Here is a 16,275-nt window from a genome sequence, read left to right as displayed (position 1 = left end):
CCAGCGGGCGTAGAGTTGGACAACCGCGTTGAGGGGCATTGCGCTATTCCCGCCACGCCGCATCGCGCTGTAATACCGGTAAACGCTCGCGCGGATGTTTTAACGAAGGCAAACAGGCCAGTAAGCCGCGCGTATACGGATGCTGAGCCTGCTGTAACTGCCCGGCGTCCAGCAATTCGACAATGCGCCCGGCGTACATCACCGCCACGCGATCGCAAAAGTGCGACACTAAAGGCAGATCGTGGCTGATCAGGATCAACCCCATGCCGCGCGCGGAAACCAGATCGTCAATCAGCTTGAGGATCTCTGCCTGTACCGTGGCATCCAGCGCGCTGGTGGGCTCATCGGCGATCAGCAGTTCCGGATCCGGTGCCAGCATCATGGCAATCATCACGCGCTGGCCCATCCCGCCGGAAACTTCATGCGGATAGCGTTTAGCCACGGCGGCAGCATCACGAATTTTCACCTGCTCCAGCAGATCAATCGCCGCCAGCATTGCCGCTTTACGGCTGCCGCCTTTGTGCTCGCGCCAGGCTTCTGCGATCTGCTGGCCAATGGTCATCACTGGATTGAGTGAATATTTTGGGTCCTGCAGGATGAAGCCCACGCGTTTGCCGCGAATTTGACGCAGCACTTTTTCACTGGCGCCGCGCAGATCGATACCGTCAAAACGCAATACGTCGGCGGTTACTTCGGCATTACCCGGCAGGAGCTGCATCAAACAGCGTGCGGTCAGCGACTTGCCCGATCCGCTCTCGCCAACAATGGCAAACTTCTCGCGGCCCACGCTGAAACTCACGCCGCGTACTGCTTCAAAGGTTTCCGTGCGACTGCGAAAGGCAATGCGCAGGTTTTCAATTTCCACCAGCATTTAGCGCTCCTTAGGATCCAGCACGTCGCGCAGACCGTCGCCGAGAAAGTTAAATGCCAGTGAGGTCAGGAAAATGGCGATACACGGCATCAGCGGCACCCACCATTCGCTGAACAGGAAGCGGCGCGCGGTGGCAATCATGGTGCCCCATTCAGGCGACGGCGGTTGCGCGCCCATCCCCAGGAAGCCAAGGCTGGCGGCGGTGATGATGATGGAACTCATATCCAGCGTGACGCGCACAATCAGGCTCGGCACGCACAGTGGCATGATGTGGCGCAGGATGATGCGCAACGGCGAGGCACCGGTGAGTCGGCTAGCGGCGATAAAATCGCTGTGGCGGAACTGCATGGTTTCGGCACGCGCCAGACGCGCATACGGCGGCCAGGCGGTTAAGGCAATCGCCAGAATCGCGCTCTCCACGCCGGGTTTCAGCGCGGCCACAAACGCCAGCGCCAGAATCAAACGCGGGAAGGCGAGGAAGATGTCGGTGATACGCATCAGCGTCTTATCCACAATCCCACCGGCATAGCCCGCGATACAGCCAATCAGCAGGCCGAGCGGGGCGGTGAGCAGCACCACGGCGATCACCATGCCAAGCGTGGTGCGTCCGCCATAGATAATGCGCGTCCAGACATCGCGGCCCAACTCATCGGTGCCGAGCCAGTGTGCGACAGAAGGAGCCGCCAGACGGTTTTCCAGATGCTGTGCGCCTGGGTCAAACGGCGTCAGCCACGGTGCAAACAGCGCCAGTAATAGCATGACGGCGATGACCGCTAATCCTGCCATTGCCAGCGGGTTGCTGCGCAGGCTGAGCCACAAGCGATAGCGTCGGCCCCACACCGCCTGACGGCGATTGGCTGGCGTATCGTCCAGCAGCCAGTCACGAGAGAAGAAGATCATTTTACGCGTGGGTCCCAAAGTCGATAAAGAAGGTCAGCCAGCAGATTGAGCAGCACGTATACGGTGCCGACCAGCAGCGTGGCACCCACTACCGGGTTCATGTCGGCGTTCATCAGCGAGGTGGTGAGATACTGGCCGAGGCCGGGCCATGAGAAGACGTTTTCGGTGACGACCGCGCCCTCCAGCAATCCGGCGTAGGTCAGCGCCAGCACCGTCACCAGTTGCACCGCCACGGTCGGAAAGGCATGCCGCCAGATCACCCGGCGCGATGACAGCCCTTTCGCACGCGCAGTGATCACAAATTCACCGCTCAAGGCATTGAGCATAAAGGTGCGCGTCATACGTGTGATGTAGGCCATGCTGAAGTAGGCAAGGATCAAGACCGGCTGCGCCATGTGTGCCAGCGCATCCCAGAAGGCATCCGTTTCACCGGCGAGCAATGAGTCGATGGTAAGAAAGCCGGTGACCTGCGGCACCATATCCTGCCAGATGATGTCCTGCCGTCCTGGACCCGGCGCAATGCCTAGCACGGCGTAGAACACCAGCAGGCTCAGCAGCGCCAGCACAAACACCGGTAGTGAGTGTCCAGCGAGGCACACCACGCGAATGGTCTGATCGACCCAGGTGCTTTGGCGCACGGCGGCCCAGACACCCAGCGGAATACCGACCAGCGCGGCGATAATAATCGCGGCAGTCGCCAGTTCCATGGTCGCCGGGAAGAAGCGCGCAATATCGGTGGTCACCGGGTTTGAAGTGAGAACCGATTTCCCGAGATCGCCGTGCAGCAGTTGATTGAGGTAGTGGCCGAACTGAATGTAGAGGGGCTGATCCAGCCCCATTTCCAGGCGCACGCGATCCACCACGGACTGCGGTGCGTTATCGCCCACCGCCGCCAGCACCGGATCGGTAGGCATCACCCGGCCGATAAAGAAGGTCAGTACAGAAAGACCAAACAGCGTCAGCACCAGGCTTCCCAGGGTGCTGACGATTTTCTTCAGTAAAGGCATCAGGCTTTTTTCACCTGATCGTATGGCCACTGCTCCAGTACCGTCATGTGCACATCTGAGATGTTTTTGCCGCAGGCGACATTTTTGGTTTTCTGCATCATGTAGATGAACGGACTTTTCTCGCGGCCCAGCTGCTGAATCTGCTGATAGAGGGCAATACGTTTCGCCGGATCCGGCTCGTGCAGTGCCTGTGCAGTCAGTTTGTTGAACTCTTCATCTGACCAGCTGCAGCGCCATGCCAGCGTGCGGCTGCGGGCATTTTCGCTGTTGTCGGTATTCACGCAGAAGGCTTCGGTGTTGGAGTTCGGATCGAAATAGTCCGCACCCCACACGGTCAGCGCCAGCTGATGCTGACGCGCACGCATCTTGGTTAACACCTGGCGGTTTTCGGCGGCAATCAATGACACTTTGATGCCAATCGCACCCAACTGGGTCTGGATCGCCTGAGCGATATCGGGATACGGCTGCATTGAGTAGTGGTCGAGGGTGATCTCAAATCCATCGGGATAACCCGCTTCCGCCAGCAGCGATTTGGCTTTTGCCACGTCTTTGTGGAACGGCGTGTCGTCCAGCGCAGCCGGGAAGCCGCTCGGCAGGAAGCTTTGATGGGTAATAAAGCTCATCGACAGGATGTTTTTCTGGATGCTGTCGTAATCCAGCGCCCACTTCAGGGCTTGCCACACCTGCGGCTTTTTCAGGTATTCATTATTAGTGTTGCACGACATCAACATGATGGCTGACAGCGACTGATTCACCAGCGACACGTTGCTGCCGTTTTTCACCTGTAGTAGCTGCTCGGTGGTGAGATCGTAGGCCGCATCCACGTCGCCTTTCTTCACCATCAGCGCCTGAGCGGCCGGGTCGGTGATGTGCTTCAGGATCACGCGCTTAATTTTGCTCTTATCGGCATACAGCGGGCTCAGTTCCAGGATCACCGTTTCACTGGCTTTCCAGGTGCGCAGGGTGAAGGCACCCGAACCGGCGCTGTGCTGCTTCAGCCACGCATTACCGAAATCGTTGTTCTGCTGGTTGGCTTCACAGGCCTTCTTCGACACGATGCTGCCGACGGTGGCAGAGAGGCAATACAGCAGGAAGGTTTCAGCCGCTGGTGCACCGAGTTTCATCTCCACGGTATGCGCATCTTTCGCCGTGACCCTCTGCGTCACATTGTCTTTAGTGAAGCCAAACTGGTTGATAATAAAGGCCGGGCTTTTATCCAGCTTGACGATACGTTCAATCGAATAGGCGACATCTTCCGCCGTCAGCGGTGTGCCGTCGGCGAATTTGGCTGCCGGATCGAGATGGAAGGTGTAGGTGCTGTTATCGCTGCTGACATCCCAGCTTTTTGCTAGCTGGCCGATCACCTTGTCGGCTTTTTGTGGATCGGGCGTGACCAGGCGCTGGTACATGTTGCCGCAAATCTGGCCGCCGGTGGCTTCAAAGCTTTCATGGGGATCGAGGCTGGTGATGTTGTCCAGCTGCATCGCCATCACGAACATACTCGGTGGCGTATCAGCGAAGGCGGTGTTGAGACTCAGATAGGAAAAAGCAGGGACGGCGGCGCATCCTGCGAGAAAACGTCTTCTGGTTACCATGACAACTCCAAGTTATTGATTAATAAAATTAAATTTAGTTATTTTGCTGTTTTTTGTCTTGACTTTCCCGCTGTGCGAGAGGATTAATAATGGGATTAAGTCATTTGTTTCATGCGTGAAGCCTTGCCTCTTTTTGGTGCAATTTGCCCCGCCAGCAGGCAGCGCTTGCGCTTTCTCCTGAACATGGAATCGATACAACATGTCTGACATCTTCAACATTCCGGTCTTTGACGGTCACAACGATGTGCTCAATAAACTCTGGCAACACCATCAACCCAACGCGGTGCAGGCCTTTCTGCAGGGCACTGGACGCGGTCAGATGGACCTGCCGCGTATCCGTCAAGGAAATATGGTAGGTGGGATATTTGCCACCTGGGTGCCGTCTCACCCTCTGATTGCAAGAAGTGCGCCAGACCTCTCAGATTTTCCTCAGGAAATTATTGGCGCTGCGCGTGATGCCACTTATTCGATGCTGGCGTTGCTGTTGCGGATTGAGCAGGCCTCTGAGGGACAAGTGAAAATTTGCCGCAGCGTGCGCGATATTCGTGACTGCATGGCAAAGGGCGTGCTGGCGGTGGTGATGCACGTGGAAGGGGCCGAAGCGCTGGATACCCATGGTGAATTGCTGGATATCTTGTATGCCAGTGGCCTGCGAACATTGGGGCCACTGTGGAGTCGCCCGAATCAGTTTGGTGAGGGCGTACCGTTCCTGTATCCGTCATCGCCGGATGTCGGCAACGGCTTAACGGCGGCGGGCAAGCAACTGGTGCGCGACTGTAATCAACGCCGCATCATGGTTGACCTGTCGCACATGGATGAGAAGGGCTTCTGGCATACCGCAGAGATCAGCGATGCGCCGCTGGTGGCGAGCCACTCCAATGCACATGTCATCAGTGCGCAGTCGCGCAACCTTACCGATCGCCAGCTGGCGGCCATTAAAGAAACCCACGGCTTTGTCGGCGTGAACTTCGCCGTGCCGTTCCTGCGTGAAGATGGCGATCGTCATGCGCCGACCACCGTGGATGCCATCGTGCAACACGTGGAGTACCTGCTGGAGAAAGTGGGGGAAGATGGCGTCGGCTTTGGCTCCGATCTGGATGGCGCCACCATGCCAGGCGACATGAAAGATGTGGCCGGTTTCCCGCTGGTGGTTAACGCGCTGGCGGCTCGTGGTTATTCGCGCGAACTGCTGGAAAAAATTTGCCACGGCAACTGGCTGCGCGTGCTCGAAGCGACCTGGGGCGAGTAACGATGCGATTACGACACATTGAAGTCTTTCAGGCGATTGTGCAGACCGGCAGCATCAGTGCGGCGGCGCGATTGCTCAATGTGTCGCAGCCGAATGTCAGCCGTGTCTTGACGCACGCCGAGCAGCAGCTGGGTTTTGCCCTATTTGAGCGCCGTGCGCAGGGGATGGTGGTCACGGCCGAAGGGCGCCGCTTGCTGCCGGAAGTGGAAGACCTCTACCAGCGTTTGCAGACCATTACGCAGCTTACCGAACAGTTGCGGCGCGGCGAAGGGCAGATGGTGCGTGTCGGTGCTGCCCATGCCTTTGGCCAGATGGTATTAGCGCCTGCATTGGTCAACTGGCGGCAACAGGCGGCATCGGTGAGTGTGGAGCTGGTGACCGAGCATTTCAGCACGCTGTGCCAGATGATCATGGATAATCAGCTCGATTTCGCGCTGGTATTTGGTCAGCAGGTGGATGCGGACTTGCTGGCCGAGCCGCTGTTTCAATCGTCGATGGTGGCGTTGTTGCCGCAGCATCACACTCATAACGACCCCGCCACGCTGGAGTGGCTGTGCGCCAATAATCTGTTGATGATGCAGAATCAAGACCCGCTTGGGCGCGTGTTGCATCGCGCTTTGCGTGACAAAGGCCTGGACCCGGCGGTGTCGCTGTCGATCAAAACCTATTCGGTGATTGCCGATATGGTGCTGGCGGGCGGCGGCGTGGGCGTGGTGGATCTGTTTACTGCTTGCCGGTATGCCGACCAGTTAAAGTTGCTGCCGGTGGCACAGCCGCTGCCTTTTGAAGTGATGCTGATCAGCCGCCGCGATCAGCCGCAATCGCAGTCAACGTTGCAGCTGAAGCAGGTGATCCGTAATAAGCTGTGGGAGATCGCGCGGCAGTGTGAAACGCGGTTTTTTACGCTTTAACGACTTGCGCAATACATTACGCCGCTACCAAAGTTGTGCACTTTGTCGTAGCGGCGCGATTTATCGCGCTATTGACGACTTACACCCCATCTGTAATCGGTTTACGCACCAGCAGCAGATACGCCAGCGCACCCACCACGGTGACGCCTGCACAAATCATCAGCGCCAGGCTGAATGACTTGGTGGTATCCAGCACCCAACCGGTGATCACCGGCGCAAACGAGGCAAACACAAAGCTGGCGAAGTTCTGGATGCTGCCCACCGATGCCGTCATACGTGCGGTAACGTTAGCGTGAATCAAGCCCCAGCAAGATGTCCCGGCAAAGTGAATGCAGAACAGCGCCATGCCAATCAGCGTCACTGCACTGGCGGTGTCTGTTGCACGGGTGACGAAAGTGGTGAAGGCTGCAGACAGCAGCATGCCGCTGACAATCGATACCTTACGCACTTTCACTGCATCCATTCCACGACGCACCAAGGCATCTACCACATAGCCGTTCAGCAACATGCCCGCGGCGCCAAACAGGAATGGAATCGCCGCCAGCAACCCGGTGCTTTTCAGATCCAGATGATAGGTCGATTGCAGATAACCCGGCAGCCAGGCAATGTAGAGCCACGCAGTGTAGTTGATGCCGCTGAAGCCAATCATCATGCCCCACATGGTGCGCTGCTTGAACAAACCGCGCCATTCGGCAAAGCTCAGCGGCTCTTTGCGTGATGCCACGCTGCCCGCTTGCAGGTAGTGAATCTCTTCGCCGCTCAGTTGGCTGTTATCGCGATTGCGGTACATCAGATACCAGCCAATGGCGAGGAACATACCCAACACGCCGATGGTCACGAACATGCCGCGCCAGCCCATTACCAGCATCATCGCTGCCAGAATCGGTGGCGCAATCGACAGGCCAATCATCGACGCGGCGTTAAACATCCCCATCGGCATGCCGCGATCTTTGATGTTGAACCAGTCGTTGATCACCTTAACGCCGCACGGGTTCATCGGCGCTTCACCGATGCCCAATCCGATGCGCACCAGCACAAACTGGGTGAAGTTATGCACCAGACCGGCAGCGGCCTGGAACAGTGACCAGACAAACATGCCAAGCGCCAGCATGATGCGCGGTCCTTTCCGATCCAGCAGTGCACCACATGGCAGCTGCGCTAAGCCGTAAGCCAGCGAAAACGCCGACAGCAACACGCCGATCTCGGTGGCCGATAAACCCAGTTCTCCACGAATGGTCATATTGGCCACTGACAGCGAGCTACGATCGAGATAGTTGATGATGGCCGCAAACAGCAGCAACAACATGGCGGTAACCTGAATCTTCTTAATGCGCGGTGAGCGCACCACGTCACCGCGTGCCGGGACAAAGTCTTGCCCGTCTACTGCGGATGTTGGCGCGGCGTCACGGCCACGTGCAGATGTATTTTCCATTGCAACCTCCCAGGTATGGGGTCTTATCGTTATCGAGGGTTGGGGTCCTGCGGCAGCGAAACGGTGCTGCCACAACAGATTGCTTTGGAGACTAGAAGTAAACCGGTTGGGATGTTGCGAGGATGTTTCAGATTCGTGCGGGCGCTTCAGAATTGTGGTTTTTAATCGGTTTTTAATTGTACTGACGAATACAGCGAATCATCGACGATTTAGCTGTACCGAGATGGTTATGTAACGCGCACAGGGCTTCAACATCCCGGCGGCTAATTAGCGCAGTCAGAATCGCCATATGCTCCTCCAGTGCCACGATGTTACGTTGCTTTAAATCCGTTTCATCCCATTGATAATGCGAATGAAAAATCACTGAGATGATTTCCAGTGACTGATTGAAGAACGGGTTGTTCGCCGCCGACAGAATCAGCGTATGCATCTCTTTATCCAGCGCGGCGAAGTGGCGATAGTTACTGGCGATGGTGTCGCGCATGGCACGGTGACGATCCAGCAGGTCGCGCGCCTGAATCCAGCGCTCATCACTGGAGGGGAGGTTGAGAAAGCGGGTAAGTGCATGTGTTTCCAGCATTTCCCGCAGTTCGAACAGGTTTTCAGCGTAGCGTTGATCAAACTTTTTCATGCGCCAGTGACCCCGCTTCACCGGTTCCAGCAGGTCGTAACGCATAAACCGCAGCAGGAACTCTCGCACCACTACCGGACTGGCCTTGACCTGTTGTGCCAGTTGCAACTCACTAAAACTGTCGCCGGGCATCAGCTGACGCTGGTTAATCAGATTAAAAAACGCCTGTTCAAACAGACGCGCTTGCTGATCGATTGGCGGCGTTAACGCGCTAAAACCATCCTCTTCGCTGGGATCGCGCACGATAACGTAAGTTTCTTCAACTTTATCCAGTACGCCGCGCTCATGCAGATGCTGCAGGGTATGGCGCACGGTGGTGCGGCTGATATTGAACATTTCCGCCAGCGCGGCTTGCGGTGGCAGCGGAGATCGGATGTGGCGTTTAGCGATGCCTTCCAGCATTTGATTGATCACGTTCTGGCGTAAATTCAGGCTTCGGCTCATGCGCTTCTCCGGTTTTTTATTTATTAAAAACCACACAAAGCCCAAAAAAAGGGCGCTGCCTCACACTTCAGCATGTGCAAACGGCGCGGGTGGCTGATTTTCGCCAAAACTGCGACATCAGCACAGGAGAAGCCCATGACAACAATGAAAACCCTGGTGGTTGCCGAGCCGCGCAATATGGTGTGGCAGCAGCGTGAGAAACCGACTCCGGCCGAACAGGAGGTTGTGATTAAACCGATTGCCGCCGGGATTTGCGGCACCGATATTCATGCCTGGGCGGGCAATCAGCCGTTCTTTAGCTATCCACGCGTTCTGGGCCATGAGCTGTGTGGCGAAGTGGTGGAGCTGGGCTGTCGGGTAACGGATTTCAAAGTAGGGCAGCGCGTGGCGCTGATTCCCTATGTTTCCTGCCAGCAGTGCGATGCCTGTCTGAGTGGTAAAACTAACTGCTGCGAGAATATTTCGGTAATTGGCGTACATCAGGATGGTGGCTTCTGCGAGTTCCTCAGCGTACCCGCCAGCAACCTGTTAGCTGTTGATGATGTGGCGCCGGAAGCGGCGGCACTGATCGAGCCTTTTGCGATCAGTGCGCATGCGGTACGTCGTGCGGCGGTGGCAGCGGATGAGCAGGTGCTGGTGGTCGGTGCCGGACCGATTGGTTTAGGTGTAGCCGCGATTGCGGCGGCCGCGGGCGCGCAGGTAGTGGTGGCCGATACCAGCGAACCGCGACGTGCGCATGTCGCAGAAAAGCTGGGGCTCGCGACTCTCAACCCGATGGCAGAAGATTTCGAAACCACGCTACGTGCAGAGTTTGGTGGACGTCTGGCGGCAAAGGTGATTGATGCGACCGGCAACCCGGCGGCGATGAACGGTGCGGTGAAGCTGATTCGTCATGGCGGCACCATCGTGTTTGTCGGTCTGCACAAAGGGGATTTGGTGATCCCGGATATCGAGTTCCATAAACGCGAAACCACCTTGATGGGCAGTCGCAATGCCACACACGAAGATTTCGCGAAAGTGGGCGAACTGATGGCTTCGGGTCAGCTTCGTGCCGATATCATGCTGAATCGGCATTATGATTTTTCCACCCTGGCGGAGACCTTTGAGCCTGAGGTGATTAATAATCGTGAGCTGATCAAAGGTGTGATTCATTTCGCGAGGTAGTCGGTGCGCATTGCTGCGCACCAGACAAAACGCTAAGGGCCCGTCATGTCGCCATTTATGGCGACCACCCATCTCATGCCCGCAATGCGGCAAAAAAGTGCTCCCGCACTGCTTCGGCATCCACGCCGAGGCACAAACGTTGTGGGCGAAGTCCGGCAAACGGATCTTCACGTGAGGCGAGGGCGCTGAGACGTCGCACTGTCTGACCACGGCTGATGCCTTCCGTCACCACACGCACCGGTGCTTCGGTCACGGTAAACGCCTGCGGCAGGGCCAGCCAGGAGAGCGTCAACGTGTCATGCAGCGCCATGCCATCAAACCCTTCCTTTTGCAGACTGTACGCCAGATACGGACGGCATATCGCGCTGAGTACAGGCTGATTTAACTGCCGCACTTCATCGCCCGTAATCAGCACCTTGTGCGTCACATCGAGCGGTAATATCACCACCGGCAGCGCCGAGGCCAGCACTTGATCGGCGGCATGCGGATCTTTCCAGATATTGAATTCGGCAAACGGCGAGACGTTGCCGGAATGGCCGTCGGTGCCAAATGCGCCGCCCATGATCACCAGCTCTTTCACCAGCGGAATGATATCCGGTGCCTGATTGATGGCGCTGGCGATATTGGTCAGCGGACCAATCGCTACAATTGTGATGGTATGCGGCTGCGCACGCACACTATCAATAATGAACTGCACCGCGCTGGAGGCTTCTTCACTGTGTGAGTTCTCGAATGCATCCCCTAATCCATCCAGGCCGTGCAGCGTGGCGGGCGCAGAAGGCGCCAATGCCAGTGGCTGCGAGCAGCCACGATACACCGGTGCCTCAATCCCCATCTTCTCGCAGAACAGCCGGGCATTTTTCACCGCCTGGCCGACCGCCACATTGCCAAACACCGTGGTAATCCCCAGCAACCGCTGCGTCCGCGCCGCATACGCCAGCGCAAAGGCATCATCCACGCCAATATCAGTATCAAAAATCAGGGTACGCATCGGGATCTCCAATTTTGTATAAATGGAAGTGAAGCAAAAATATCAAGATGATGAATGTGCTATAAACGCGAAAATTAATCAGGAGTAAGCATGATAATAAAATCGCTGATATTCATTGCGCCATCAGGTCAAGGCCAGCGTTATCAAGAACGCTGTGCTTTGCTCACCTTACTTGCTCTCTCAGAGATAGATAAAGCGGCAAATATGGGAATGACGCGAGAAGAGTTGCTGAAAGACCTTATCCAGGCCACGACGGGTTAACTCTCCGATATTGTCACTCCCGCTGCGCCAGCGTATTATCGTGCCGCTAAGGTGATGGCGTGCCACCTTCCCCAACCGCCGTTTTGGAAACAGACGGCTGATGACGCCTGACAACACTCTTATCCCTGCGCGGGAGACGGCGGTGTGTCAGGCGTTTTTCTGTCCTGCCGCGGCCCTGCGCGTAACTCATTTCAGGAGCTCCAAATTATGGTGAAGTCGTTATTGGCTGTTGTGCTCGGTGGTGCTGTGGGCTGCTCGCTGCGCTGGCTAATTTCCCTTCGTTTCAATGCCTTATTCCCAAATCTGCCTCCGGGCACACTTATGGTGAATCTGGTTGGCGGGTTTATCATCGGTGCCGCATTGGCGTTTTTTGTCCGCAATCCGCATATTGACCCTTTCTGGAAACTGCTGATTGTCACTGGCTTATGCGGCGGTTTGACCACCTTCTCAACCTTTTCAGCGGAAATTGTCGGCTTGCTGCAAACCGGTAAATACCTCTGGGCAATGTCGAGCGTCATGGTCCACGTGGTGGGGTCTGTGCTGATGACTTTCGCCGGTTTTGCGGTCGTCAATTTGCTGGGATAAAAGCCCTGCGCATCACGGGCTTGAAATAACTCCTAAGAGGTAGATACTGGTCGGTGTTCTGTGTGCGTGACACGCAGAACCTGTCACCGATTTATCCGGACGATTAAGGAGCCCGTTGATGCGAAGTAACCCCAAATTCCTTAACCTGGTGTTGTTAAACGGTGAACCTGAGCAGAAGCTGCGCGCGGCCCGTGCCGCGGGTTTCGATCAGGTCGAAATCTGGCGGGATGATGTCGAGACCAACACACCGCTGCTGGCACAACAGTTAGATCTCGGCTTTACCAACTTGCAGGTACTACGCGACTTTACCGGTACCCCCGATCGCGAACGTTTACAGAAACGCGAAGAGTTGCGTCAGTTTATCCACATTGCCCAGTCTATTGGCTGCGATACCATTCAGGCTCCCGCCACCACGCGTGAAGATTGCGTGGCTGAGCGTATCGATGAAGATCTGCGTTGGATGGCCTCAGAGGCCGCGCGCTATAACATGCGCATCATGTATGAACCGATGGCGTGGTGCAGCGTCGATAACACCTTGCCGCTGGCGTGGCAGCGTTTGCAACGTCTCGACCAGCCGAATATAGGGCTGGTGGTCGATCTGTTCCATATCTGTGCTTTGGGCGGTGATGCGTCGCAGCTGGACGGCATTCCTGCCGATCGTATTTACGAAGTGCAGCTGTGCGACATGGCGGAGATGCCGCCGCAAGAGAAGGGCGCGCTGAGCGATTATGCTCGCCACCAGCGTTTACTGCCCGGCGACGGCATTATCGAGGTAGAACGCTTTGTCGATAAGTTGAAGAGCGGCGGTTACCGGGGGCCGGTCGGCATTGAAGTGTTTAACGATGGGTTAAAAGCGCAACCACCGGAAGTGGCCGCGCAAAAAGCCTGGCAAGCGTTAAATCGCTATTGGCCTTAATCCTGTAAACACTGGGCGATAAACGTCGCTGCCTGCATGGCACCCTGTGAGGAGATGGTGTGCCCGGTGGCGGCTTCATAGCGTGCTTCCACCGTGACCCCTGCCTCCTGCAAACGTTGTGCCGCTGATTCTGTTTCGCTATAGGGGATCACCCCATCCGCTTTGCCGTGAATCAGCAACGCAGGCGTGTGCGAAGCCGGGGTTAATGCACCGTCAAACGACAATCGTCCGGAAAACGCCACCACGCCCGCCAGCGGATGACGGCCCTGTGCCAGTGCATCCAGCGCCATGATCGAGCCCTGAGAAAAGCCTACCAGAATCACTTTATCCCACGCGTCCGCCATGCCGTGTTGCGCCATCAACTGCTGCAGTGTCTCATCGAACGCTGCGCGGGCTTCACGCACCCGCGCCGGACGATTTTCTGGGGTAATGCCCGTCAGGCTAAACCACTGATAACCCATCGCATGTTCAAACGGATAGGGCGCGTTCGGTGAGGCAAAAGCCACATCCGGCAGCAGGCTGGCCCAGTGCTGACCGAGCACGGCTAGGTCATCGCCATTACTGCCGACACCGTGTAAGAAAACCACTAACGCTTTTGCCATCATCCTGCTCCTTAAAGTCCGTAATCCGCCATATCTGGGCCAACCGGGACAATGCCGTTGGGATTCAGCGCCTTGATTGAATAATAACCCTGTTTGATATGGTCGATGTTCACTGTCTGACGCACACCTGAAACCGCCAGCATACTCTTCAGATAGCGATCGAGCAGCGGATAGTCGCGCAGGCGGCGCAGGTTACATTTGAACAGGCCATGATAGGCGACGTCAAAGCGCACCAGCGTCACGAACAAGCGAATATCGGCTTCGGTCAGGCGCTCGCCCAGCAGGAAAGTGCGGCCGTCTTTCAGACGCTGTTCCAGTTCATCTAACTGGCTGAACACATCATTAAACGCTTGCTGATAGCTCACCTGCGTGGTGGCAAAGCCGGTGCGGTAGACGCCGTTATTAAGGCGTGGGTATATCGATTCATTGATCGCGTCGATCTCAGCGCGCAGATCCTCCGGATAAAGATCGAGGCTGTTGTCGGCCAGATCGCCAAATCCGCTATTTAGCATACGCAGAATATCGGCAGATTCATTGTTCACAATGGTTTGCGTCTTCTTATCCCACAGCACCGGCACGGTCGCGCGGCCGGTAAAGTCAGCATCGGCGCGGGTATAAAGTTCGTGGATGTACTCGGCTTTGTTAAGCCAGTCACGATCAGCACCCGGATAGTCACCGAAGTGCCAGCCCTGCGCACCCAGCTGCGGCTCGACCACCGAGACGCTGATCACTTTCTCCAGTCCTTTCAGGCTGCGTGCCACCAGCGTGCGTGAGGCCCATGGGCAAATCAGCGCCACATACAGATGATAGCGATCCGGCTCGGCGGCAAACTCGCTGGAGCCGTCTGCGGTGATCCAGTGGCGAAAACTGGACGTCTGACGGACAAATCCGCCCTGTTTATCGGTGGCTTGAACCGGATGCCACTCTGCACTCCACTTACCGTTAACCAACATATGCTCGACTCCTCTCTGGTGATGGAGTGAGCATATCGCGCTGCTGGTTGGGTGATAATCCGGGCAAAATGGCTTTCATTGCTTCCAAATTGGAAGGAATCAGCCGGGAGGATGTTGCTGGAAATGATCGGCGAGGAAATCAATCAGTAAGCGGGTTTTCTGCGCCAGATGGCGAGCGGGGGGATAGAGGGCAAACAGGCCCATCGGCGGCGTGGCGAAGTTATCCAGCAGCGAGACGATTTCGCCGCGTTGTAGCGCAGGTGCGGCAATAAAACCCGGTAAACGTGCGATACCCAATCCGGCGATGGCTGCCTGTAAACAGGCTTCGGTATTGGAGAAACACAGGCGGCCGCGAATCGGCATGGAAACGCTATCGCCGCACGGCGTCACAAACGGCCAGTGCCAGGGATCGCGGAAATTGGTGTCGCTGATACATTGATGCTCAGCCAGATCGCGCCAGTGCTGCGGCGTGCCTTGTTGAAGCAGATAGCCCGGCGAAGCTGCTACGCGAATCGGTACATCGCCCAAACGACGTGCAATCAGGCTACTGTCATCCAATTTGCCAATGCGAATCGCCATGTCATAGCCTTCATCGACGATGTTCACCGCGCGATCCGAGAAATTTACATCCAGTTCAATCAAAGGGTAGTGACGCGCAAATGCGACCAATACACTGGCGAGCACCGCCGTACCAAAGGTGCCGGGCGCACTGATTTTTAAGCGTCCCGTCGGCGTGGTGGCGTTTTCGCGTACCGTGGCATCCAGCGTGTCAAAAGCATCCAGCAGGGTTTTTACCCGCTCATAATAGGCGCGACCCACTTCAGTGGCTGAGAGTGCACGCGTGCTGCGCTTAAACAACTGCACGCCGAGTTCCTGCTCCAGACGTGAAACCAGCTTAGAGGCCTGACCGCTGCTGGTGCCCAGTCGCTCGGCCGCCCCGGCAAAACTGCCCACTTCCAGCACCGCTACGAACATGCGGTCACAATCAAGACGATCCATGGCGGTTCCTGCGCAGCGAAAAAGGTGAGTATACACATTCGTTATCGAGGCACGGTAAATCGTGCTGCTATCACTGATTGCCAAATGCGACAATATGTCGCACAATCACCTCTGTTGTACGTCTGGCAATGACGTATCAATGGAACCACTCTCACAACAACGTATCGGGTGACGACAATAAGAGGTTTAAATATGGCAACCAGCGTCCGCTTAGACGATGATTTTGTTGAAGATGTGAAAACACATGCAGAAGCCATGAGCCGCAGCGTGCCTAAGCAGATTGAGCATTGGGCGAAGATTGGTCGCATCGCAGAGGATAACCCCGATCTGACGTTCTCCTTCATCAACGAAATCTTACTGGCTAAAGCAGAAATGGATAACGGCAAGGTCAAAAAATATGTGCGCAGAAAAGACCGGACAGGAAGTTGAGATTTATCAGACCCGCCGTTTTGAGAAGGCGTTTAACCGCCTGACGGAACAGGATCAGGAGGGTGTTGATCAAGAGATTGACCGCATTATTGCTAACCCAGAGATCGGTGAACGCAAAAAGGGCGACCTGAGCTATCTCTGGGTGCACAAGTTTTACCTGAGCAAGCAGCAATATCTGTTGGGTTACAGCTGGGTCGATCAGAGACTGGAAATCTATCTTCTGAGCCTCGGTACACACGAAAATTATTATGACGACCAGAAGCAACATCGTAAAAACGACCTGAAACTCATCGGCTAACAGAGTCGCTTCCTTAAGCGGTGGAAGCGTCCTTTCC

Annotated in this window: 18 protein-coding genes and 1 riboswitch; of the genes, 8 read left to right on the top strand and 10 right to left on the bottom strand. The window is 56.1% G+C overall.

All coding sequences use genetic code 11. The features are described from left to right. Positions 1 to 43: 43 nt before the first annotated feature. The 4 genes from AC6I8L_RS19060 to AC6I8L_RS19045 are packed head-to-tail and all read right to left on the bottom strand — an operon-like array spanning position 44 to position 4,373. Positions 44 to 871, bottom strand: a complete 828-nt coding sequence (locus tag AC6I8L_RS19060) for an ABC transporter ATP-binding protein (protein ID WP_034819944.1) — start codon at positions 869 to 871, stop codon at positions 44 to 46. After that, a complete protein-coding gene (locus AC6I8L_RS19055; protein WP_058960683.1) occupies positions 872 to 1,771 on the bottom strand; it encodes an ABC transporter permease in 900 nt (299 codons plus the stop codon). Continuing rightward, complete coding sequence (locus AC6I8L_RS19050) at positions 1,768 to 2,778, bottom strand: ABC transporter permease (protein ID WP_034819940.1); 1,011 nt, start codon at positions 2,776 to 2,778, stop codon at positions 1,768 to 1,770. Before AC6I8L_RS19050 ends, AC6I8L_RS19055 begins: the two co-directional genes overlap by 4 nt. After that, entirely contained in the window at positions 2,778 to 4,373 is a 1,596-nt protein-coding gene (locus AC6I8L_RS19045; protein WP_058960682.1) for an ABC transporter substrate-binding protein, read from the bottom strand. Before AC6I8L_RS19045 ends, AC6I8L_RS19050 begins: the two co-directional genes overlap by 1 nt. A 199-nt stretch (positions 4,374 to 4,572) precedes the next feature. On the opposite strand from AC6I8L_RS19045, the gene AC6I8L_RS19040 reads away from it, so the two are divergent. Beyond that, positions 4,573 to 5,622: a dipeptidase gene (locus AC6I8L_RS19040; RefSeq protein ID WP_058960680.1), complete on the top strand. Its 1,050-nt coding sequence runs from the start codon at positions 4,573 to 4,575 to the stop codon at positions 5,620 to 5,622. 2 nt (positions 5,623 to 5,624) lie between these two features. Further along, positions 5,625 to 6,533: a LysR family transcriptional regulator gene (locus tag AC6I8L_RS19035; protein ID WP_058960679.1), complete on the top strand. Its 909-nt coding sequence runs from the start codon at positions 5,625 to 5,627 to the stop codon at positions 6,531 to 6,533. 79 nt (positions 6,534 to 6,612) lie between these two features. Here the strand turns inward: AC6I8L_RS19035 and AC6I8L_RS19030 are convergent, their stop codons facing one another. Both AC6I8L_RS19030 and AC6I8L_RS19025 read right to left on the bottom strand, forming a co-directional pair. Beyond that, positions 6,613 to 7,965, bottom strand: coding sequence for an MFS transporter (locus AC6I8L_RS19030; protein WP_058960678.1), 1,353 nt, complete (start codon positions 7,963 to 7,965; stop codon positions 6,613 to 6,615). A 172-nt stretch (positions 7,966 to 8,137) separates the two neighbouring features. Then, positions 8,138 to 9,040, bottom strand: a complete 903-nt coding sequence (locus AC6I8L_RS19025; RefSeq protein WP_058960677.1) for a GntR family transcriptional regulator — start codon at positions 9,038 to 9,040, stop codon at positions 8,138 to 8,140. Positions 9,041 to 9,175: 135 nt separating this feature from the next. On the opposite strand from AC6I8L_RS19025, the gene AC6I8L_RS19020 reads away from it, so the two are divergent. Further along, complete coding sequence (locus AC6I8L_RS19020) at positions 9,176 to 10,204, top strand: zinc-binding alcohol dehydrogenase family protein (protein WP_058960676.1); 1,029 nt, start codon at positions 9,176 to 9,178, stop codon at positions 10,202 to 10,204. 73 nt (positions 10,205 to 10,277) lie between these two features. Here AC6I8L_RS19020 and AC6I8L_RS19015 read toward each other — a convergent pair whose 3' ends face one another. Beyond that, positions 10,278 to 11,195 (bottom strand): nucleoside hydrolase, encoded by a 918-nt coding sequence (locus AC6I8L_RS19015; RefSeq protein ID WP_058960675.1) that lies wholly within the window; start codon positions 11,193 to 11,195, stop codon positions 10,278 to 10,280. A 90-nt stretch (positions 11,196 to 11,285) separates the two neighbouring features. On the opposite strand from AC6I8L_RS19015, the gene AC6I8L_RS19010 reads away from it, so the two are divergent. From AC6I8L_RS19010 to AC6I8L_RS19000, 3 genes are all read left to right on the top strand, one after another. Next, the gene (locus AC6I8L_RS19010) at positions 11,286 to 11,456 is read left to right on the top strand and encodes a hypothetical protein (RefSeq protein WP_167347116.1); all 171 of its coding nucleotides are present in this window, start codon (positions 11,286 to 11,288) and stop codon (positions 11,454 to 11,456) included. Between the two features lie 41 nt (positions 11,457 to 11,497). Then, a riboswitch (Fluoride riboswitch) is annotated at positions 11,498 to 11,573 on the top strand. A 90-nt stretch (positions 11,574 to 11,663) separates the two neighbouring features. Continuing rightward, positions 11,664 to 12,041 (top strand): fluoride efflux transporter CrcB, encoded by a 378-nt coding sequence (gene crcB, locus AC6I8L_RS19005; protein WP_058960674.1) that lies wholly within the window; start codon positions 11,664 to 11,666, stop codon positions 12,039 to 12,041. 118 nt (positions 12,042 to 12,159) lie between these two features. Beyond that, positions 12,160 to 12,957, top strand: a complete 798-nt coding sequence (locus tag AC6I8L_RS19000; RefSeq protein ID WP_058960673.1) for a sugar phosphate isomerase/epimerase family protein — start codon at positions 12,160 to 12,162, stop codon at positions 12,955 to 12,957. Here the strand turns inward: AC6I8L_RS19000 and AC6I8L_RS18995 are convergent. The 3 genes from AC6I8L_RS18995 to AC6I8L_RS18985 all read right to left on the bottom strand — a co-directional run bounded on the left by AC6I8L_RS18995 (position 12,954) and on the right by AC6I8L_RS18985 (position 15,511). Next, the gene (locus AC6I8L_RS18995; RefSeq protein ID WP_058960672.1) at positions 12,954 to 13,559 is read right to left on the bottom strand and encodes an alpha/beta hydrolase; all 606 of its coding nucleotides are present in this window, start codon (positions 13,557 to 13,559) and stop codon (positions 12,954 to 12,956) included. The two genes, AC6I8L_RS19000 and AC6I8L_RS18995, sit on opposite strands and share 4 nt — an antisense overlap. Before the next feature lie 11 nt (positions 13,560 to 13,570). Beyond that, the gene (locus tag AC6I8L_RS18990; protein WP_058960671.1) at positions 13,571 to 14,512 is read right to left on the bottom strand and encodes a glutathione S-transferase family protein; all 942 of its coding nucleotides are present in this window, start codon (positions 14,510 to 14,512) and stop codon (positions 13,571 to 13,573) included. 99 nt (positions 14,513 to 14,611) lie between these two features. Beyond that, complete coding sequence (locus AC6I8L_RS18985; RefSeq protein WP_058960670.1) at positions 14,612 to 15,511, bottom strand: LysR family transcriptional regulator; 900 nt, start codon at positions 15,509 to 15,511, stop codon at positions 14,612 to 14,614. Between the two features lie 192 nt (positions 15,512 to 15,703). Here AC6I8L_RS18985 and AC6I8L_RS18980 point away from each other — a divergent pair, with 192 nt between their 5' ends. Together AC6I8L_RS18980 and AC6I8L_RS18975 are read left to right on the top strand one after the other, a co-directional pair. Then, positions 15,704 to 15,940, top strand: a complete 237-nt coding sequence (locus tag AC6I8L_RS18980; RefSeq protein ID WP_034819879.1) for a ParD-like family protein — start codon at positions 15,704 to 15,706, stop codon at positions 15,938 to 15,940. Further along, complete coding sequence (locus tag AC6I8L_RS18975; protein ID WP_058960669.1) at positions 15,909 to 16,238, top strand: type II toxin-antitoxin system RelE/ParE family toxin; 330 nt, start codon at positions 15,909 to 15,911, stop codon at positions 16,236 to 16,238. The genes AC6I8L_RS18980 and AC6I8L_RS18975 overlap by 32 nt, the downstream gene beginning before the upstream one ends. Positions 16,239 to 16,275 lie beyond the last annotated feature (37 nt).

This window comes from Type-E symbiont of Plautia stali, from assembly GCF_059731115.1.
This window is presented reverse-complemented; position numbering and strand designations above follow the sequence as displayed.